The sequence below is a fragment of the Serinicoccus profundi genome, from assembly GCF_008001015.1.
Lineage (GTDB): Bacteria > Actinomycetota > Actinomycetes > Actinomycetales > Dermatophilaceae > Ornithinicoccus > Ornithinicoccus profundi.
The window spans coordinates 485,209-504,035 of record NZ_CP042862.1 but is presented as its reverse complement, the minus strand read 5'-3'; the positions used below and the strand labels follow the sequence as shown (position 1 = coordinate 504,035).

Annotated in this window: 16 protein-coding genes; 5 read left to right on the top strand and 11 right to left on the bottom strand. The window is 73.7% G+C overall.

Annotation, left to right across the window (positions count from 1 at the left end):
• Positions 1–28 precede the first annotated feature (28 nt).
• Positions 29–547, bottom strand: a complete 519-nt coding sequence (locus FA582_RS02365; RefSeq protein ID WP_010148229.1) for a winged helix-turn-helix domain-containing protein — start codon at positions 545–547, stop codon at positions 29–31.
• Between the two features lie 146 nt (positions 548–693).
• On the opposite strand from FA582_RS02365, the gene FA582_RS02360 reads away from it, so the two are divergent.
• Positions 694–1,902, top strand: a complete 1,209-nt coding sequence (locus FA582_RS02360; protein ID WP_010148230.1) for a trans-sulfuration enzyme family protein — start codon at positions 694–696, stop codon at positions 1,900–1,902.
• Positions 1,903–1,954: 52 nt separating this feature from the next.
• Here FA582_RS02360 and topA read toward each other — a convergent pair whose 3' ends face one another.
• The gene (gene topA, locus FA582_RS02355) at positions 1,955–4,687 is read right to left on the bottom strand and encodes a type I DNA topoisomerase (RefSeq protein WP_010148231.1); all 2,733 of its coding nucleotides are present in this window, start codon (positions 4,685–4,687) and stop codon (positions 1,955–1,957) included.
• Between the two features lie 105 nt (positions 4,688–4,792).
• Between topA and FA582_RS02350 the strand changes: the two genes are divergently transcribed.
• A complete protein-coding gene (locus tag FA582_RS02350; protein ID WP_010148232.1) occupies positions 4,793–5,578 on the top strand; it encodes a hypothetical protein in 786 nt (261 codons plus the stop codon).
• Positions 5,579–5,626: 48 nt separating this feature from the next.
• Here FA582_RS02350 and FA582_RS02345 read toward each other — a convergent pair whose 3' ends face one another.
• Positions 5,627–7,060 carry a DUF7059 domain-containing protein gene (locus FA582_RS02345; RefSeq protein ID WP_010148233.1) on the bottom strand — a complete coding sequence of 478 codons (1,434 nt, stop codon included), beginning with the start codon at positions 7,058–7,060 and terminating at the stop codon, positions 5,627–5,629.
• Positions 7,061–7,125: 65 nt separating this feature from the next.
• Positions 7,126–9,438: a sodium-translocating pyrophosphatase gene (locus tag FA582_RS02340; protein ID WP_010148235.1), complete on the bottom strand. Its 2,313-nt coding sequence runs from the start codon at positions 9,436–9,438 to the stop codon at positions 7,126–7,128.
• 131 nt (positions 9,439–9,569) lie between these two features.
• Here FA582_RS02340 and FA582_RS02335 point away from each other — a divergent pair, with 131 nt between their 5' ends.
• The 3 genes from FA582_RS02335 (at position 9,570) to FA582_RS02325 (ending at position 13,844) form a co-directional block, all read left to right on the top strand.
• Positions 9,570–11,921: a DEAD/DEAH box helicase gene (locus tag FA582_RS02335; RefSeq protein ID WP_010148236.1), complete on the top strand. Its 2,352-nt coding sequence runs from the start codon at positions 9,570–9,572 to the stop codon at positions 11,919–11,921.
• Positions 11,922–12,022: 101 nt separating this feature from the next.
• Positions 12,023–12,487, top strand: a complete 465-nt coding sequence (locus tag FA582_RS02330) for a leucine-rich repeat flightless-interacting protein (RefSeq protein WP_010148237.1) — start codon at positions 12,023–12,025, stop codon at positions 12,485–12,487.
• Between the two features lie 694 nt (positions 12,488–13,181).
• Positions 13,182–13,844, top strand: a complete 663-nt coding sequence (locus FA582_RS02325; RefSeq protein ID WP_029541250.1) for a hypothetical protein — start codon at positions 13,182–13,184, stop codon at positions 13,842–13,844.
• Here FA582_RS02325 and FA582_RS02320 read toward each other — a convergent pair.
• From FA582_RS02320 to FA582_RS02290, 7 genes are all read right to left on the bottom strand, one after another.
• Positions 13,792–14,259 (bottom strand): Rv3654c family TadE-like protein, encoded by a 468-nt coding sequence (locus FA582_RS02320; protein ID WP_051125192.1) that lies wholly within the window; start codon positions 14,257–14,259, stop codon positions 13,792–13,794. The genes FA582_RS02325 and FA582_RS02320 overlap by 53 nt on opposite strands.
• A complete protein-coding gene (locus FA582_RS02315; RefSeq protein ID WP_202980110.1) occupies positions 14,256–14,621 on the bottom strand; it encodes a TadE family type IV pilus minor pilin in 366 nt (121 codons plus the stop codon). The genes FA582_RS02320 and FA582_RS02315 overlap by 4 nt, the downstream gene beginning before the upstream one ends.
• On the bottom strand, positions 14,618–14,821 hold the full coding sequence (locus tag FA582_RS02310) for a DUF4244 domain-containing protein (RefSeq protein ID WP_010148240.1): 204 nt from the start codon (positions 14,819–14,821) through the stop codon (positions 14,618–14,620). The genes FA582_RS02315 and FA582_RS02310 overlap by 4 nt, the downstream gene beginning before the upstream one ends.
• Positions 14,822–14,898: 77 nt before the next feature.
• Complete coding sequence (locus tag FA582_RS02305; protein ID WP_010148241.1) at positions 14,899–15,498, bottom strand: type II secretion system F family protein; 600 nt, start codon at positions 15,496–15,498, stop codon at positions 14,899–14,901.
• The gene (locus tag FA582_RS02300; protein WP_010148242.1) at positions 15,488–16,312 is read right to left on the bottom strand and encodes a type II secretion system F family protein; all 825 of its coding nucleotides are present in this window, start codon (positions 16,310–16,312) and stop codon (positions 15,488–15,490) included. Before FA582_RS02300 ends, FA582_RS02305 begins: the two co-directional genes overlap by 11 nt.
• Positions 16,306–17,349, bottom strand: a complete 1,044-nt coding sequence (locus tag FA582_RS02295; RefSeq protein ID WP_010148244.1) for a TadA family conjugal transfer-associated ATPase — start codon at positions 17,347–17,349, stop codon at positions 16,306–16,308. The genes FA582_RS02300 and FA582_RS02295 overlap by 7 nt, the downstream gene beginning before the upstream one ends.
• Positions 17,350–17,744: 395 nt before the next feature.
• Positions 17,745–18,629 (bottom strand): Fic family protein, encoded by an 885-nt coding sequence (locus FA582_RS02290; RefSeq protein ID WP_010148245.1) that lies wholly within the window; start codon positions 18,627–18,629, stop codon positions 17,745–17,747.
• Positions 18,630–18,827 lie beyond the last annotated feature (198 nt).

Here is an 18,827-nt window from a genome sequence, read left to right as displayed (position 1 = left end):
GCGCGGGCGCGCGGCCTCCGGGACCGGGTCAGGAGGTGAGCGGCACCGCGCGGAAGCCGGCGCCCCGGACCGTCTCGATGACCAGGGGCGCGCCCGCCTCGGTGAGCTTGCGGCGCAGTCGTTTGATGACCGAGCGCACCTGGGCACCGTCACCCACGAAACCGGTCGCCCAGACCGAGCGCGACAGCTCGACGAGGGACCAGACGTGCTCGGGGTCGGAGGTGAGCAGGCTGAGCGTCTCGAACTCCAGCCTGGTGAGCGACAGGGCCGACTCGCCGAAGCACACGCGCCGCACCTCGGGCTCCATCCTCAGGTGATAGGTCGCAGCCGCACAGGCGGTCGCCGCCGCCGGGCAGTGACGGAGCAGCGCCTCCGCACGCTCCCGGGAGGGCGCCACGATGACGGTCACGTCGTCGGGCAGCAACCCGGCCAACCGTTCGCGTTCAGCGCGGGTAGCCGCGACGACGACCACCACCGGGCGGTCGATCTCGATGCGCTCGAGATCGCGCTCCCCCGACTCCAGCACTGCCCCCGGCGACTGCACCATGAGCGAACTGTAGCCACGTCCACGCAGGCCCGCCAGGGCCTTCGTGATTGACGGCATACACCGCATGACCACAGCGTGATCGTCAGTAGCGCGGGTGATTCTTTGGCGATTTTGACTTACTTCCGCAGGTTCTGCATCCTGTCGGTATGCAGCAGCACACCTCCGGCGCCGACACCCGCGCCGTGCACGCCGGGCGCTCCGATCTCACCGCTCTCGGGGTGCACGTGCCGCCCATCGACCTGTCCAGCACCTACCCCCTGCCGGACGTCGAGGCGGGCGGCGCCGCCTACGACCAGATGGCCGGAGGAGGGGTGCGCGAGGAGGGCCAGACCGCGGTCTACCAACGGTTGTGGAGCCCCGGGGTCGCGCGCTTCGAGGAGGCCCTGGCCGAGCTCGAGGGCGGCGAGGCGGGCATCGCCTTCGCCTCGGGGATGGCCGCGCTCAGCGCCGTGCTGCTCGCCTGCGTGGGTGCCGGCACCCCGCACGTCGTCGCGGTGCGACCGCTCTACGGCGGCTCGGACCACCTGCTGGCCACCGGCCTGCTCGGCACCAGGGTCACCTGGACCGACGTCCAGGGCATCTCCACCGCGATCGAGGCCGACACCGGGCTGGTGCTGGTGGAGACCCCGGCCAACCCGACCCTGGACCTCGTGGACCTGCGGGCCGTCGCCGCGGCCGCCGGGGACGTGCCGGTCATGGTCGACAACACCTTCGCCACGCCGGTCCTGCAGCGCCCCCTGGAGCTGGGAGCCAGCCTCGTGCTGCACTCGGTCACCAAGTTCCTCGCCGGTCACGGCGACGTCCTCGCCGGTGCCGTGGTCACCTCCGAGACCTGGGCCCGTCGGATCCGGCCGGTCCGGGCCGTCACCGGCGCCGTCCTGCACCCGCTCGCGGCCTACCTCGCGCACCGCGGCCTGCAGACGCTGCCGCTGCGGGTGCGCGCCCAGCAGGAGAGCGCCCGGCAGGTCGCGCAGTGGCTCGCCCAGCACGAGGAGGTCGAGCGGGTGCTCTACCCCGGCCTCCCCGACGGTGACCCGCAGGGCCTCGTGGGCAGCCAGATGTCCGGACCGGGTGCGGTGCTCGCCTTCGACCTGGGCAGCTACGACCGGGCGGCCCGGGTCGCCTCGGCCGTCGGGCTCATCACCCACGCCGTGTCCCTCGGCGGCGTCGACTCCCTCATCCAGCACCCGGCCGCGCTGACCCACCGCCCGGTGGCGGACGGGGCCAAGCCGGGCGAGGGCATCCTGCGGCTCTCGGTCGGCCTGGAGGACCTCGCCGACCTGCTCGCCGACCTGGACCAGGCGCTGCTCACCGCCGCGGTGATGAGCCCCCGGGCGCTGAGCCACTCGGGCTGACCCGAGCCCTCGGCCCCGAGGACGGCCGTCGCCGTCGCCGGACCCTCGTGCGTCAGGCCTTCTTGGGCGCGGCCTTCTTCGCGGGGGCCTTCTTGGCGGGCGCCTTCTTCGCCGGCGCCTTGCGAGCCGGCTTCTTGCGGGTGGTCGGCCCCTTGGAACGCTTCTCCGCGATGAGCTCGAAGGCCCGCTCCTCGGTGAGGCTCTCCGGGTCGTCGCCACGGCGCAGGGTCGCGTTGGTCTCCCCGTCGGTGACGTAGGGCCCGAACCGGCCATCCTTGACGACGACCTTCTTGCCCGAGACCGGGTCCTCGCCGAACTCGGCCAGCGGCGGCTTGGCGGCCCCGCGCCCCCGCTGCTTGGGCTGGGCGTAGATCGCCAGCGCCTGCTCGAGGGTGATGTCGAAGATCTGCGCCTCGGTCTCCAACGAACGGCTGTCGGTGCCCTTCTTGAGGTAGGGCCCGTAGCGGCCGTTCTGGGCGGTGATGTCCACACCCTCGGCGTCCTGGCCGACGACACGGGGCAGCGACAACAGCTTGAGCGCGGTGTCCAGCTCGATCGTGGCGAGGTCCATGTCGGCGAAGAGCGACCCGGTCCGCGGCTTGACCTTGGCCTTCTTCTTGGCACCCTTGGCCCCCGACTCCCCGTCCGCGTCGTCGTCGACGACCTCGGTGACGTAGGGGCCGTAGCGCCCGCTGCGGGCGATGATCTCCCGGCCCGTCTCGGGGTCGGTGCCGAGCACCCGGCCGTCGTCGGCCGCGGCCGCCAGCAGCTCCTCGGCCTTGGCCGCGGTCATCTCATCCGGCGCGATCTCGTCCGGCACCGTGGCCCGGCGCGGCGTCTCGCCGTCCTCACCGGGCAGCTCGACGTAGGGGCCGTACCGGCCGACGCGCACCACGGTGCCGTCGCCGGTGGTCACCGCCGAGATCGCCCGGGCGTCGATGTCGCCGAGGTCCGCCACCAGGTCGCGCAGGCCCTCGGTCGTCGACGCCTGGTCACCGAAGTAGAAGCGCTGCAGCCAGGCGACCCGACGCTCCTCGCCCCGGGCGATCTTGTCGAGGTCGGTCTCCATCGCGGCGGTGAAGTCGTAGTCCACGAGCCGCGGGAAGTGCTGCTCGAGCAGCTGGGTGACCGCGAAGGCCAGCCAGGTCGGGACGAGAGCCGACCCCCGGCTGTGGACGTAGCCGCGGTCCTGGATCGTGCCCACCGTCGCCGCGTAGGTCGAGGGGCGGCCGATGCCGCGCTCCTCCAGCGCCTTGACGAGGGTGGCCTCGGTGTAGCGGGCGGGCGGGCTGGTCTGGTGACCCTGCGCCTCGGCGCGCAACGTCTCCAGGGTGACGCCCTCGCTGAGCTTGGGCAGTCGCATACCCATCGCGCTGTCCTCGCCGTAGCGGCTCTCGTCGCGACCCTCCTCGTAGGCCGCGAGGAAGCCGCGGAAGGTGATGACGGTGCCCGAGGCGGAGTACTCCGCGCTGGAGTATGTCGTGCCTGCGGCCCGCGTCCCCGCCGGCAGGGTCGCGGTGAGCTTGACGCTGGCGGTCGACCCCTTGGCATCGGCCATCTGCGAGGCGACGGTGCGCTTCCAGATGAGCTCGTAGAGGGCGTACTCGCCGCCGCGCAGCTCGCCGGCGACCTGGGCCGGGGTCCGGAAGGAGTCCCCCGCCGGGCGGATCGCCTCGTGGGCCTCCTGCGCGTTCTTGCCCTTCTTGCCGTAGACCCGCGGGACCTCGGGGACGAAGTCGGCACCGTACATGTCGCGGGCCTGGCTGCGGGCCGCCCCGACCGCCTGGCTCGACAGGCTGGTCGAGTCGGTCCGCATGTAGGTGATGTAGCCGTTCTCGTAGAGCCGCTGCGCGGTGCGCATCGTGCTCTGGCTGTTCATCCGCAGCTTGCGGGACGCCTCCTGCTGGAGGGTGGAGGTCGTGAACGGCGCCGAGGGGCGGCGGGTGTAGGGCTTCTCGGAGACCTCCCGCACGACGACGTCGGCCTCCCGGGTGCCGGCGGCGATCGCCTCGGCCGCCGCGGCGTCCAGCTGCACGGCCTTGGCGCTCTTGAGCGTGCCGTCGTCGGCGAAGTCGCGACCGCTCGCGACCTTCGAGCCGTCGATGCCCGTGAGCTTGGCCTCGAAGCCCTGACCGCTGTTGCCGCCCGGGGCGAACTCGCCCTCGACGTCCCAGTAGGAGGCGACCTTGAAGGCCATCCGCTCGCGCTCGCGCTCCACGACGAGCCGGGTCGTCACCGACTGGACGCGTCCCGCCGACAGCCCCTGCTTGACCTTGCGCCACAGGACCGGAGACACCTCGTAGCCGTAGAGCCGGTCCAGGATGCGGCGGCTCTCCTGGGCGTCGACGAGGTCGGTGTCGAGCTCCCGGGTGTCGTTGACGGCCCGCTGGATGGCCTCCTTGGTGATCTCGTGGAAGACCATGCGGCGCACGGGGACCTTGGGCTTGAGCACCTCGAGCAGGTGCCAGGCGATGGCCTCGCCCTCGCGGTCCTCATCCGTCGCGAGGAAGAGCTCGTCGGCGTCCTTGAGTGCCCGCTTGAGCTCGGTGACCTTCTTCTTCTTGTCCGCGTCGACCACGTAGTAGGGGTCGAAGCCGTCGTCGACGGCGATGGCGAACTTGCCGTAGGGCCCCTTCTTCATGTCGGCCGGGAGCTCCGAGGGGTTCGGCAGGTCACGGATGTGGCCGACGCTCGCGTCGACGCGGAAGTCCTTGCCGAGATACTCGCCGATCTTCTTCGCCTTCGCGGGCGACTCGACGATGACCAGCTTGCTACCAGGTGCCACGGAATCTCCTTCGCCCCGTGTGCCGCGGATTCGTCGCGACGTCCGACACGGGGACCTCGGGCGTCACCGTAGCCCATGCGGCCCCAGCGGCTACGCTGACTCCCTATGGCGGCACGCGGCGCGACACGGACGGTGACCACGAGCCCAGGGACCGGCCGGTCGCTGGGCCACCGGGCGAGGTCGGCCGCAGCGCTCCTCGCGCTCGGCTCGATCGTCCTCGCCGGGTGCGACGACGACTCCGGCGCCGGGGAGGACGCCTCGGTCGCGGACGCCGCAGCCGAGGCGGGCGAGGCCGCCAGCGCGGAGCCGAAGGAGGGCGGGGGCACCTCGGGCGCCGGCGGGTCCGAGGACTCCGACGCCGCCGAGCCCGCAGCCCCGCCCACCGAGCCCGCCGACATCGAGCTCGACCGTGGCGACCGGAGCGTCGATGAGGAGGGCTCCACCATCACCGTGCAGGGCGACCGTGCCGCCTTCGTCACCCCGACCGGCAACATCGCCTGCGTCGTCAACGACGCCAGCGCCGCCTGCCAGCTGCTCGACAAGACCTACTCCCCCGACCCCGCCCACCTCGTCGCCAGCACCGTCGGAGACTGCCCGGCGGACGTGATGGACACGATGCTGCTCACCGACGCCGGCGGGGCCTGGACCTGCCCGCCCGAGCAGCTCACCACCGTGGCTGCGACCGACCAGGGCGGCTGGTGGGCCGACGCCGCCGGCGCCCCGACGACCGGCGTGGACGACACCGACGCCGCCGTCCTGGACTACGGCCTGACCCTCCAGATCGGCGACACGTCCTGCCAGTCCGCCGAGGACGGCGTGACCTGCCGCAGCGGTGAGCTGGGCCGGCAGTTCTTCATCTCCCGCTCGGCCTACCGCTTCGGCGCCGCCTGAGGCGTCCGCGACCCGGCGTGGCGCGCACCCGGCGCCTCGCCCCTGACCTCAGCGCAGCAGCCCGTCCTTGACGAGCTCGCGCAGCGTCGGCAGGACGGCCTGCTCGACCGCGGGGGTGTCCTGCTCGGTGAGGACCGCCAGCCCCGAGCAGAGCTGGGCGGCGGTCAGCTCCCCGTCGCAGGCTCCCACCAGCCCGGCACCCAGCGTGTCCAGCCGCACGGTGCGCCGCAGCCCGCCCCCCTGCCTGACCTGGATGACCTGCGGGTCGGGCTCACCGGGCCGCCCGATGCGGTCCTCGGTGACGTCGTCGGCGACCTGCCACGCGGTGCCCAGCAGCTCGGCGTCGTCGTGCTCGGCGAGCCAGGTGCGGGCCTCCAGGCCGGCGAGCACCGCCGGGCCCATCGGGGCGCTGACCGGGCCGCGCACGTCCATGAGGTCCAGCCAGGGTTCACGGTCCGTCGCCGGTCGCTGCACCGTCACGACGCCGAAGCCGAGCCGCTCGACCCCGCGCGCGGCGAAGTCGTCGAGCCACGCGGCATACAACGCCTCGAAGCCGGGGGTGCCCGGCTGGTGGCCACCGTCGCGCGCCCACGTCTCGGCGTAGTCCGCGACGTCCTGCTCCTCCCGCTGGACGACCCAGGCGTCCACCCCGGTGCCCGCGAACCACGCCCCTACGTGCTCGGCCCAGTCCTCACCCGCGCGCAGCTCCCAGTTGGCGAGCAGCTGGGCGATGCCCCCGGGGCGCAGGTGCTCACCGAGGTCCCGGACGAGCCCGGCGACGAGGGCGTCCCCCGCCTGGCCCCCGTCGCGGTACTCGTAGACCGGCACCTCCGGGGCGCGTGGCGTGATGACGAACGGCGGGTTGCTGACGACGAGGTCGAAGCGCTCCCCCGCCACCGGTTCGAGCAGGCTGCCGGTCCGCAGCTCGGCGGCCACGTCGTTGAGCGCCAGGGTGAAGCGGGCGAAGGCCACCGCCCGCTCGGAGAGGTCGGTCGCGACGAGGTATGCCGCGTGCCCGGCCAGGTGCAGCACCTGCACCCCGCTGCCGGTGCCGATATCGAGAGCCCGCTCGACCCGCGGCCGCGGCGTCCAGCTGGCCAGTGTGGTCGACGCGCCGCCGATGCCGAGGACGTGGTCGGTCGGCAACGGGCCGCCGGTCACCATCTCCGAGCGGTCCGAGACGACCCACCACGACTCGTGGTCGGTGGCGTAGGGGCGCAGGTCGCAGACGGCCTCCAGGCCGTCCTCGACCTGCACCGCCAGGCCCAGCCCGAGCAGGCCCTGTGCGCCGAGCCGGGGCAGGGCGGCGTCGAGGTGGTCGCGCCGGACCCGCCCGCCGAGGGCGAAGAGCCGGCACAGGACCAGCACGGGGTCGGCCGAACTTGCGGCGACGCGCTGCGCCGGGAGAGGTTGCTCCCGGTGCAGCGCGGCCACCGCGACCGGCCCGAGGGCCTGCGTCAGGGCCTCGACGGTGTAGCCCACCTCGCCCAGGTCGGCCCGCAGGTCCGCCAGGAGGCCCGGGTCATCGACGGAGGGCGGCGGCAGGCTCAGCGCTCGACCGCCGTCGCGGGCACGTCGTCGCTGTCGCCGATGGCGATGTCGCGGCGCTTGGACACCACGACGGCGGCGACGATCACGGCCAGGGCGGCCAGGGCGATGCCCCAGCGGATGAGGTCGTTGGCGCCCTCGCCGTAGGTGAGGCCGATGATCGCCGGGGCGATGAGCAGCGCGACGAGGTTCATCACCTTGAGCAGCGGGTTGATGGCCGGGCCGGCGGTGTCCTTGAACGGGTCACCGACGGTGTCACCGATGATCGTCGCCTCGTGGGCCGAGCTGCCCTTGCCGCCGTGGTTGCCGTCCTCGACGATCTTCTTGGCGTTGTCCCAGGCGCCACCGGCGTTGGCCAGGAAGACCGCCATGAGCACGCCGGTGCCGATCGCGCCGGCGAGGTAGCCGGCGAGGGCACCGACGCCGAGGCCGAACCCGACGGCGATCGGGGCGAAGACCGCGAGCAGTCCGGGGGTGGCCAGCTCACGGAGGGAGTCGCGGGTGCAGATGTCCACGACGCGGGCGTAGTCGGGCTTCTCGGAGTAGTCCATGATGCCGGGCTTCTCGCGGAACTGGCGGCGCACCTCGAAGACGATGGCGCCGGCCGCGCGGGTGACGGCGTTGATGGCCAGCCCGGAGAAGAGGAAGACGACCGAGCCACCGATGAGGACCCCGACGAGGGCGCGCGGGTCGAAGACGAGGAAGGACTGGAGCACGTCGGCGCTGGCCTCGCCGGCCCCCTCCAGGGCCTGGAGGATCGCGTCGAGGTAGGAGCCGAAGAGCGCGGTCGCCGCGAGCACGGCGGTCGCGATCGCGATGCCCTTGGTGATGGCCTTGGTCGTGTTGCCCACCGCGTCGAGCTCGGTGAGGATCTGCGCGGCCTCGCCGTCGACGTCGCCGGACATCTCGGCGATGCCCTGCGCGTTGTCGCTCACCGGGCCGAAGGTGTCCATGGCCACGATGACGCCGACCGTCGTGAGCAGGCCGCAGCCGGCCAGCGCGACGTAGAACAGCGCCAGGATGAGCGAGCCGCCGCCGAGGGTGAAGATCGCGAAGATCGCCGCCGCGATGGTGACCGCGGTGTAGACGGCCGACTCCAGGCCCACCCCGATGCCGGAGAGCACCACCGTCGCCGGGCCGGTGAGGGAGGTGCGGGCGACGTCCTTGGTGGGTCGGCTCTCGGTGCCGGTGAAGTAGCCGGTCAACCAGAGGATGAAGGCGGCGAGCACGATGCCGATGACCACGGAGGCCGCCGCACCGACGGCCGCGTTGACCGTGTCGGCGTCGGCCGCGACCTCGAGCTCCAGCCCGCTGGTCACGGCGAGCTCGGTCGGCAGGAAGACCAGGGCCGCCCCCACGGAGGCGACGGCCGCGATCCCGGCGGAGATGTAGAAGCTGCGGTTGATGGCCTGCAGGCCGTTCTCCCCCGGGCGGGCCTTGGTGATGTAGACGCCGATGATCGCGGTGAGGACACCGATGGCCGGGATGATGAGCGGGAAGGTCAGGCCGCCCTCGCTGCCCAGCGCCGCGGTGCCGAGGATGAGCGCCGCCACGAGCGTCACGGCATACGACTCGAAGAGGTCGGCGGCCATGCCGGCGCAGTCGCCGACGTTGTCGCCGACGTTGTCGGCGATGGTGGCGGCGTTGCGGGGGTCGTCCTCGGGGATCCCGGCCTCGACCTTGCCGACGAGGTCGGCGCCCACGTCGGCGGCCTTGGTGAAGATGCCGCCGCCGACGCGCATGAACATCGCGAGCAGGGCGGCGCCGAAGCCGAAGCCCTCGAGCACCTTGGCCGCGTCGCCCTGGAAGATGAGGACGACCAGCGCCGCGCCGAGCAGACCGAGCCCGACGGTCGCCATACCCACGGTGCCGCCGGTGCGAAAGGCGATGCGCATGCCGTCGTCGCGACCAGTGGTGCGGGCCGCCTCGGCGACGCGCATGTTGGCGGCGGTGGCGAGGTTCATGCCCAGCCAGCCGATGAAGGCGGAGAAGCCGGCGCCGAAGATGAAGGCGATCGAGCGGCCCACCCGGACGAAGAGGTCGTCGGCCGGCAGCGCCATGAGCAGGAAGAACGCCACGACGGCGAAGACCCCCAGGGTGCGGAACTGCCGCCCGAGGTAGGCCGAGGCCCCCACCTGGACGGCACCGCCGATCTCCTGCATCGACGCCGTGCCCGGCGAGGCGGCCAGCACCTCCTTGCGGAACATGAAGCCCATGACGAGGGCGACGAGGGAGATGCACAGCACCACGACGACGATCGAGGTGTCGGCACCCGAGAGCGAGACATCGCTCGCGGCAGCGACTGGGGACATGTATGCCTCCTCAGAGGGCCCGCATCTTCGCGGGCGACGACGCGGTGGGTCCGCGGGACATCGTTCGGATGTCGCCACTGTAGTGATCAGGCGCCCGCACGCCTAGCATCCCGACCTGCGGACGACGAGGTATGTCGGAGCGGCGGCGTAGCGTGGTCGTCGAGATGGACGACCTGTGCTCCGCGACCTTCGACCCCCACACCACCCTGGCCCGCCTCACCGAGGGAGCCCGGGCCGAACGCCTGCGCCACGTCCGCACCGTGCCCGCCCGCGAGGGCCGCACCGCACCCTGGCCCTCGTGGTGCGCGCCCACGGTCAAGGCGGCGCTGCTGGGGCACGGGATCGACGCCCCCTGGGCGCACCAGGCGGAGGTGGCCGAGCTCGCCCACGCCGGACGGCACGTCATCGTCTCGACCGGCACGGCGTCAGGCAAGTCGCTCGGCTACCTCATCCCCGTGCTCACGGAGCTGAGCGACGGCACCGGCGCGGTGACCGGCCGGGGGGCGACCGCGCTCTACCTCGCGCCGACCAAGGCCCTCGGCGCCGGCCAGGAGTCGCGGCTGCAGGCCCTGGCCGTGCCCGACGTGCGGGTCGCGCGCCTCGACGGTGACACGCCGAGCGAGGAACGCCGGTGGATCCGGGAGCACGCGCACTACGTCCTCACCAACCCCGACCTCCTGCACCACACGCTGCTGCCCGGGCACGAGCGCTGGGCCCCCTTCCTGCGGGCGCTGCGCTACGTCGTCGTCGACGAGTGCCACATCTACCGCGGGGTCTTCGGCGCCCACGTCTCGGCGGTGCTGCGTCGGCTGCTGCGGGTGGCGGCGAGGTATGGCGCGACCCCCACCGTCGTCCTCGCCTCGGCGACCGTGGCCGAGCCCGAGCCCCTGGCCCGGGCCCTGACCGGCCAGGACGTCGTGGCGGTGACCGCCGACGCCTCCCCCCGCCGCGAGGCGGTGGTGGCCCTCTGGCAGCCGGGTGAGCTCGAGGACGGCCGCCGACGCAGCACCCTCGGCGAGGTCGCCGACCTGCTCACCGACCTCGTCTCCTCCGACGTGCAGACGGTCGCCTTCGCGCGCTCCCGGGTCGGGGTGGAGCAGGTCGCCTCCCGTGCCCGGCAGGCCAGGGAGGCACGCAGCGGGACCGCCGCGGGGATCGCCGCCTATCGCGGCGGCTACCTTCCCGAGGAGCGACGCGAGCTCGAGTCGGCGCTGCGGGAGCGCACCGTCATGGGACTCGCCGCCACCAGCGCCCTGGAGCTGGGCATCGACATCGCCGGGCTGGACGCCGTGGTCATGGCCGGCTGGCCGGGCACGCGCGCCTCCTTCTGGCAGCAGGTGGGCCGCGCCGGACGCAGCGGCTCCCCGTCCCTGGCGGTGCTCGTCGCGGCCGACGACCCGCTCGACACCTACCTCCTCACCCACCCCGAGCTCATCTTCGAGGCACCGGTCGAGACGTGCGTGCTCGACCCGGAGAACCCCTACGTCCTCGGCCCGCACCTGGCGGCCGCCGCCGCCGAGCTGCCGCTGACCGAGGCGGACGAATGCTGGTTCGGCCCCGGCCTGCGCGCCCTCGCGGAGCAGCTCGTCGTCGGCGGCGTCCTGCGGGCCCGCCCCACGGGGTGGTACTGGGCCCGCCCCGACCGGGCCACCGACCACGTCGCCCTGCGCGGCGCCGGGCAGACCGTGCAGATCGTCGACGCGCGCAGCGGACGCGTGCTCGGCACGGTGGACGAGGCGCGGGCCCTCACGACCGTCCATCAGGGGGCGGTCTACGTCCACCAGGGCGAGCCGTACGTCGTCACCGAGCTCGACCTGGACGGCTCGGTCGCCCTCGTCGTGGCCGGGGATCCTGGCTGGAGCACGCGGGCCCGGAGCGAGAGCACCTTCAGCATCCGCGAGCAGCAGACCCGACAGAGCTGGGGGGCGGCGTCGCTGGCGACGGGCAAGGTGGAGGTGACCACGCAGGTGACGGCCTTCCAGCGGGTGCTGACCGACGGCACCGTCATCGGGACCCACCCGCTCGATCTTCCGGCCCGCACCCTGGTGACCCAGGCGGTGTGGTGGACCCTCCCGCTCGAGGAGCTCGCCCTCGCCGGGGTGGCCGAGCAGGATGTGCCCGGGGCCCTGCACGCCGCCGAGCACGCCTCGATCGGGATGCTCCCGCTCCTGGCGACCTGCGACCGATGGGACATCGGCGGGGTCTCCACGGCGCTCCACCCCGACACCGGCCTGCCCACCGTCATGGTCTACGACGGCTACCCCGGAGGGGCCGGCTTCAGTCGGCGGGCCTTCGCCGCAGCGGTGCGCTGGCTGTCCGCCACCCGCGACCTCGTGGAGAGCTGCCGGTGCCAGGCGGGGTGCCCCGCGTGCGTCCAGTCGCCCAAGTGCGGCAACGGCAACGAGCCCCTCGACAAGGACGGTGCGGTCGCCGTGCTCGGGCACCTGCTGAGCGAGCGCGAGGTCGTCGTCCCGACGGGCTGATCGACGCGGCCGGAGCAGCCCCGCTGCGTTACCCTCTGCCTGATGGGGGCCGCCCGGTCACCGCGCCCCTCGTGGGACATCCGCTCCTCGAAAGGTCTGCCATGGTCGTCTTTGGCCTCATCCTGCTGCTCGTCGCCCTGGCCGTGGTGATCTACATGTGGCTCGCCACCCGGGGCATGGACCCCGTCCAGATCTCCTACGGCATCCTCAACGTGGAGATCACCCCGATCTGGTTGTTCGTCGTCGGTGGCATCACGCTGGCGGCGGCCACGAGTGGTCTCTGGCTGCTGGCCGTCGGCACCCGCTCCAAGGCACGTCGCGCCCGGGAGGTCCGCGAGCTGCGTCGGCAGGCCAAGGACTCCGACCGGCGGGTCGAGCGGGAGCGCGACGCGCAGCGGCTCGGGTCGGATGCCGCCGGCGCACCCCGCACCACCCAGCCCCGCCCCGCCTCCGACTCCTCGGCGGCCGCCGACCGCACGACCACCCCGATCCTGCCGCGGCAGACGCCGGGCGCAGGCGGCACCGCGAGCGGGTCGACCGGGTCGGTCCCGGGCGACCGGGCCTGAGCCGACGCCACGTGAAGGGGGACGGACCGGGGCTCAACCCCCCTACAGTCGAGCCCCGGGCATGTCGATCTGACCCCACCTCCAGATCGTCATACCGTCCGCCACTACCTGCTGACCTCACCGCACTCGGTGATGCCAGGTCAAACCCATGACCTGCGACATCTCCACAGACTCACGGATGCGTCGGGGCAACTGTGAAAAGCGCGTTGTCGCGCAGAACACCGTCTGAGCAGCCGTCCTACGCGTCACGGCGCTGCGTGAGGGCGAGCCGGGATGCACTCCAACTGTGGAACTTCACATCTGAGCGTGCGGCGGGGCTCGTCTGTCGATGACGATGGACGCACCGGCGTAGCGTGCGTCGAGGTGGTCGCCCTGGGCCACACCGGACCGGACGAGGAGGGTCGATGACGACATCGCGCCGCGCAGCGACCCGCAGCGTGCTGCACTCGGGCCCGTTCGACGCCGCGCTGCGGGCCGCCCTCTCCGACAGCGGTCTGACGCTGGAGCGGGTCCGCGACCGGCTGCGCCGCAAAGGGGTGTCGGTGAGCCTCTCGACCCTCAGCCACTGGCAGACCGGGCGGAGCCGGCCCGAGCGCGCCGTCTCCCTGCAAGCCATCCGGGAGATCGAGCGGATGGCCGGGCTGGCGCCCGGAGCCCTCATCTCCCTGCTCGGCCCGCACCGCCCCCGGGGCAAGTGCCCCCCCCCCCCGCCGGGGCCCAGGCCCTCCTGGCCTCGGTCGGCCAGTCGCTCTCCGAGGACATGGCCGCCACCATCTCGCCGCTCATCGAACGCTCCGCCGGGGTGCTGGCCACCCGGGTCGTCGACGAGGTCCTCACCATCGACAGCCGTGGGTGCCTGAGATCGATCCGCACCCGGCTGGTCGTCGAGGCCGTCAGCGGCTTCCCTGACCGCTACACGGCCGTCTACATGAGCCGCGACGGCTCGTCGTCCGGGGTGCTGGGCATGCGCGCGCTCATCGGCTGCCGGGTCGGCCGGGTGCGCCGCCACCCCTCCTCCCCGATCGTCGCCGCCGAGATGCTCCTCGGCGCACCGCTGCTGCCCGGCCAGCACCACGTCCTGGAGTACGAGGTCGTCGACCGCGGCCGCACCACCCGGCCGAGGTATGCCAGGTTCATCCCCAAGGGCACCTCCTCGGCCGTGATCACCGCGCCCTTCGACCGCTACCGCGTCCCGGCGCGCTGCTTCGGCCGTGTCGGCGAGGAGGAGCCCAGGGAGCTGAGCCTGAGCGCCGATCTCGCGACCCACCTCATCGCAGCGGGCATCCCCGGCGGGCAGCTCGAGGTCAGCTGGGAGTGGCCCGAGCAGCCGTCGCTCCCGCCCGAGCCCGCACGCTGACCGTCCACCTCGTGCCGATGACGGGGCGCTCCACCTGCACCGTGACCTCCGGCCAGGGGGAGGCCCCTGCGGGGTCCACCACACAGCTCTGGAGACTCGTCCCGTGCTCGTGCGCCACCTGCCTGGCTCGCGCGCAGGCCGCGTCGTCGCCGAGCCCCTGGACCATCTGACCCGCTGCGGCGAGCGCTCCCAGGTCGGCGGCCGTGCGCGCCTGCTGCCCGGCGACGAGGACGGCCACCAGCCCGAGGGCCAGCACGAGCACGGTGGACAGCCCGACCACCACCCCGATCCCGAGCACGGAGGCCGAGCCGCGCTCGCCACGGCCGGCCCAGCTGCCGGTCGATCCACCGGCCGAGGTGACGGCCGATCCGGCTGCCCCGACGTGGTGGCGGGGCCGCGTGTGCCGACCGCTCATGGCGCCGCTCCGGGCTCCCACACCGCCCGGGCGTTCGCCTCGGCGGCGGGCAGGCCGGGCAGGAGCCGGTCACGGGCTCGGGCCCGGACCACCACCCGCACGCCCTCGGCGTCACCCTCCACGGACACGCTGGCCCCGTGGGGTGCTCGCTGCAGTGCGGCATCTCGGACGAGCCCGGTGTCCTCCCCGCGGGATGCGGCGCGCGCTGCAACGCGCGCCGCATCCTCGCACCGGACCTGATCCACCCCCAGGCTGAGCGCGGTCAGGCAGATCGCGAGCACCAGCAGCACCGAGGGGATGACGAGCGCCATCTCGGCGCTGACCATCCCCCGGTCACCGCCATGATGCCCGCGCCGGCTCACAACGACACCGAGAGTGCGGTCGTGATGACCGAGGTGACGACGCCCTTGACCCCTCCGGACTGCAGGATGGCCATCAGCACCGCGGCGAAGGCGCAGGCGGCGATGGTGCCGACGGCATACTCCGCCGTGGTCATGCCGGCGTCGCCACGCTCGCGGAGCCGGCGCAGGGCCGCGCCGATGGTGGTGTTCTTCTTCTTCATGGTTCCCCTCCTTGTGGGTGGGTGCGTCTCACGGTGAGACGCACGTCTGTGACCGCCGGGCGGTCGGTTCAGTGGCCTCACCAGGACTGCTCCCGGACGAGGGCGAGGACGAGCGGCACGACCGTGCTCAGCACGAAGCCGGGCAGGAAGGCCAGCCCCAGCGGCACGACGAGGCGGACCCCCAGACGGGCGGTCGCCACCTCCACCGCGGCGACCGTGCGTCGGCGCAGGTCCGAGGCGGTCTGACGCAGGGCCGGCCCCGGGGACACGCCGGCGAGGGCGGCGATCTCCATGCTCGTCCGGGCGGGTCGCCAGTGCCGACCCGCGGACTCCCAGCTCGGCCCCGCATCGATCCCGAGCAGCAGATCGCGGCCGACGTCCGCCAGCTCCTCGCTGAGCGGCGGTGGCAGGACCGCGGCGACGTGATGGGCCGCCGCGCCGAGCGAGCTCCCGCCCTGGAGAGCGAGGGCGAGCAGGTCGAGCGCCTCGGGGACAGCAGCCTGCGTGTCGCTCCCCGACGCGCCACCGGACCGGCCGCGCGGCGGGGTCCACCCCTGCGCCGACGGCGCCCACCACACCAGCGGCACCGCTCCGGCGACCACCGCGAGCAGGGGCAGCAGCCAGGTCGTCGAGGTCAGCACGAGGACCCCTCCCCCGGTGACCCTGTCATCGCGCACCTGCGAGGACCTGGGCGATCAGTCGACGCACCAGCACCTGACCCAGCAGCAGCAGCGCAGCCCCAGCTCCGAGGCAGGCCCACGCCAGCGGGGTGGCGTAGAGCGCGGCCGGGTGCACGCCCAGCATCGCCGCCAGCCCGATGCCCGCCAGCGGCAGCAGGGTCAGCACGGTCGCTGTGGCCCGGGCCCCGGCGCTGGCCGTCTGCACGGCGTCCTCCAGGCGCCGGCGCTCGCGAGCCGTCCGGGCGCTGACGCGCAACGCCTCGGCCAGGGGCGCCCCCGACCGGGCTGCCACCTGCCAGGACCGCGCCACGGCCGCGACCGTCGGGGTGCCGGAGCGCCGGGCCAGGCGCTCCCACGCCGGGGCGAGCGGCTCGCCCTCCTGCGCGGCCCGGGCCACGATGCCCCAGTCCGGCCCGGCGCCCGGAACCGCGGGGCGGGTGCGCTCCAGCGCCAGCTCCACGGCCCGGCCCACCGGCAGCCCACCCTCCAGGGCTGCAGCGATGGTGTCGACCACCTCGAGCTCCCGCGCGACGAGGTCGGCATCCGGGTCACGTCGTCCCCCGCGGAGCCGACCCAGTCGGGCGAGGAGCCGACGACCCAGCGCCCTCCGGCTCCGGGTGGCTGCGGCCCGGCCCCTCCTGGGCTGATCCAGGGCGGTGTCGGGCGTGGCCGCGACGCCGTCGTCCGACGGGGCGACGTCGTAGCCGTCGGGGGCGACCTGGGCCCCGGAACGGGGTCGCACCAGCACGCTGGCGGCCGCCAGCGCTGCCAGGAGCAGCGGGGCGAGCGCCGGTGCGGCCGAGCTCAGCACGGCAGGTCCTCGGGTGGCAGGCCCAGGCGCGCGGCCAGCTCAGCACTCCCCGGGCCGGGACGCCAGGCACCAGGCCCACCCTCGAGTGCGGTGACGCACTCGGGGCGGCCCTCTCGGGCTCGCAGCACGGCCACCTCGCGCAGGCACCGACGACCGGCGGCGTCGCGGGCGAGGTGGATGACCACCTCGATGGCGCTGACCAGCTGCGCCTGGACCGCCTCACCCGACATCTCGGCCAGCGCCCCGAGGGCGGTGAACCGGGCCACGACGTCGCGGGCCGCGTTGGCGTGCACCGTGCCGCACCCGCCCTCGTGACCGGTGTTGAGGGCGGTGAGCAGCTCGCGCACCTCCGCGCCGCGGACCTCTCCGACGACGACACGGTCGGGGCGCATGCGCAGGGACTGGCGGACGAGGGTGGTCATCGTCACCTCGCCGCGGCCTTCGACGTTGGCGGTACGGCCCTGGAGGTGCACGACGTGCGGGTGGTCGATCCGCAGCTCCCTGACGTCCTCCACCACGACGATCCGCTCGCCGATCGCGCAGCGGGACAGCAGCGCCCCGAGCAGCGTGGTCTTGCCCGACCCGGTGCCGCCGCTGACGAGGAAGGACACCCGCGAGCGCACGACGGCGTCGAGCACCCTGGCGGCGACCGGGTCCACGGCCCCCCAGTCGATGAGGTCGTCCAGGCTCGGCACCACCTGTCGGGGGATCCGCAGGCTGAGGTGTGCCCCGCCTCCCACCAACGGTGGCAGCAGGGCGTGCAGGCGCAGGCCGCCCGGGAGCAGCCCATCCACCCAGGGGCTCGACTCGTCCAGCCGCTGGCCGGAGAGGGCGGCGAGGCGGACGGCCAACCGGCGCACGCTGCGCTCGTCGACGAACCGCACGGGCGAGGGCTCGGCTCCGCTGCCGCGGTCGACCCAGACGCCCGACTCGCCGTTGACGAGGACGTCCGTCACCCGGGGGTCCTCCAGGAGCGGCCCGAGGGGGCCGAGCGCCGCGTGCAGGTCCGACTCGCGCGGACGGGTCGTCGTGGTCATGGCACGACGGTCACCCACGGGCCGTCCGGTCCGCCACCGGGTGCCGCAGATCTGTGGACGACCGTGCGGACGCGGCGACGGTGTGGACGAGACGGCCACCGACGGGCGACGGTAACGGGCCCGCAGGCCGAACCCCGGTTATCCGGGAATGGGTGGGAAAAGGGGACGGCCCCGGCGGGGGGGAAGCCGGGGCCGTCGGTGTCCAAGGTCAGGGGGGGATGACCCTAAACACCCGCGCTACAACTCTTGCGAGGAGCGCTGTTCCTCAAGTATGCATGACCGGCGAGGCCTAATGCAAGCTGTACCCGACACCGCGAGTGCCGGACATCACGGGCGCCCCGTCATACCCCCGGGGATATCACGCCACCACCCTGCGTGAGCCCGTGGCCAGCAGCTCAACGCCGCTCCTCGGTAGGGCCTCCCAGGCGTCCGACCCGCACGGCGTCGGCGATCCGACCCCCCTCGGCAGCGCCTCGGACGACCGCCCCCGCGCAGTGCTCCAACCAGAGCCGGACCCCGTCCGGGTCACCGGAGGCATAGGCCGCCAGCGCTCCCCGGTAGTCCGTCCCGGCCCGCTCGGCGTGACCGCTCTCGGGCACCGCCACCCCGGTGGGGTCGACCCCGGCAACCCGCAGCAGGATGCGCTCGAGCGCTCTGGCAACCAGACCGTTGCCCGCGACGAAAGGTCGCGCGACCACGATCTCGGCGTGGATGACGGCGGCGAGGAGCAACGCCGGCTGCTGCCCGCCCGGCACGAGCCGGAGCAGGTCGTGGACCGACGCCAGACGGACCCGGGCCTCGGCCACCCCCGGCGCCGGGCCGAGCACCTCCACACCCTCGGCCGACTCACCCTCGAGGCGTGGCCTCCCGACCTCGCGCGCGGGCAGGAGGCCTGCCGAGGCCGCGGTATGAAGTCCGGCCACCAGCTGAGCGGGGGCCCCCAGGTCGGCCAGGGTCACGCCCTCGGTCCGGGCCGTCACGCGGGCGGACGCCAGCACCGTGCGCCACAACGGATCATCGACCGGCGCCTGCTCCAGCGCACCGCGCATGAGATCGCGGACCACGGCGACGCTGCGCGTGGAGCCCGCCGGCTCAGCCCCCTCCAGGAGCCCCGAGGCGGCGGCCCCGCGCACCCTCGACTCCGCCGCAGCCTCGGGGATGCGGCGCCGCAGACCCTCGTGCCACCGCAGGGTGGTGCAGGCCTCGCGGGCCCGATCCATCCCGTCCGTGACGCCGGGGAGGGCGGCGAGCGCCTCGAGAGCGCGCAGCGGGCTGGTCATCCGGTCACTGTATGCGGCACCGGCTCGCCCTCATCGGCCACCGCTGCGCCGAACCCGCACCCAGGCCCTACCCGGAAGTCTTTAACAAATCTTTGCCAAAAGTGGCTCTGACCACTCCGTATCCACTGTCAGACTGGTGGTATCGACCCAGGAGCCCCCTCTTCGGAGGGTGCGGCTCCGCCGGCTGTCACGGGACCG

Excerpts from the sequence above, each read along its gene's own strand:
- FA582_RS02295 (WP_010148244.1), bottom strand. The coding sequence starts at position 17,349 with ATGACCACGACGACCCGTCCGCGCGAGTCGGACCTGCACGCGGCGCTC.
- FA582_RS02330 (WP_010148237.1), top strand. The coding sequence starts at position 12,023 with ATGGTCGTCTTTGGCCTCATCCTGCTGCTCGTCGCCCTGGCCGTGGTG.
- FA582_RS02365 (WP_010148229.1), bottom strand. The coding sequence starts at position 547 with ATGGTGCAGTCGCCGGGGGCAGTGCTGGAGTCGGGGGAGCGCGATCTC.
- FA582_RS02350 (WP_010148232.1), top strand. The coding sequence starts at position 4,793 with ATGGCGGCACGCGGCGCGACACGGACGGTGACCACGAGCCCAGGGACC.
- FA582_RS02320 (WP_051125192.1), bottom strand. The coding sequence starts at position 14,259 with ATGAGCGGTCGGCACACGCGGCCCCGCCACCACGTCGGGGCAGCCGGA.
- FA582_RS02290 (WP_010148245.1), bottom strand. The coding sequence starts at position 18,629 with ATGACCAGCCCGCTGCGCGCTCTCGAGGCGCTCGCCGCCCTCCCCGGC.
- FA582_RS02360 (WP_010148230.1), top strand. The coding sequence starts at position 694 with ATGCAGCAGCACACCTCCGGCGCCGACACCCGCGCCGTGCACGCCGGG.
- FA582_RS02310 (WP_010148240.1), bottom strand. The coding sequence starts at position 14,821 with ATGAAGAAGAAGAACACCACCATCGGCGCGGCCCTGCGCCGGCTCCGC.
- FA582_RS02335 (WP_010148236.1), top strand. The coding sequence starts at position 9,570 with ATGTCGGAGCGGCGGCGTAGCGTGGTCGTCGAGATGGACGACCTGTGC.
- FA582_RS02340 (WP_010148235.1), bottom strand. The coding sequence starts at position 9,438 with ATGTCCCCAGTCGCTGCCGCGAGCGATGTCTCGCTCTCGGGTGCCGAC.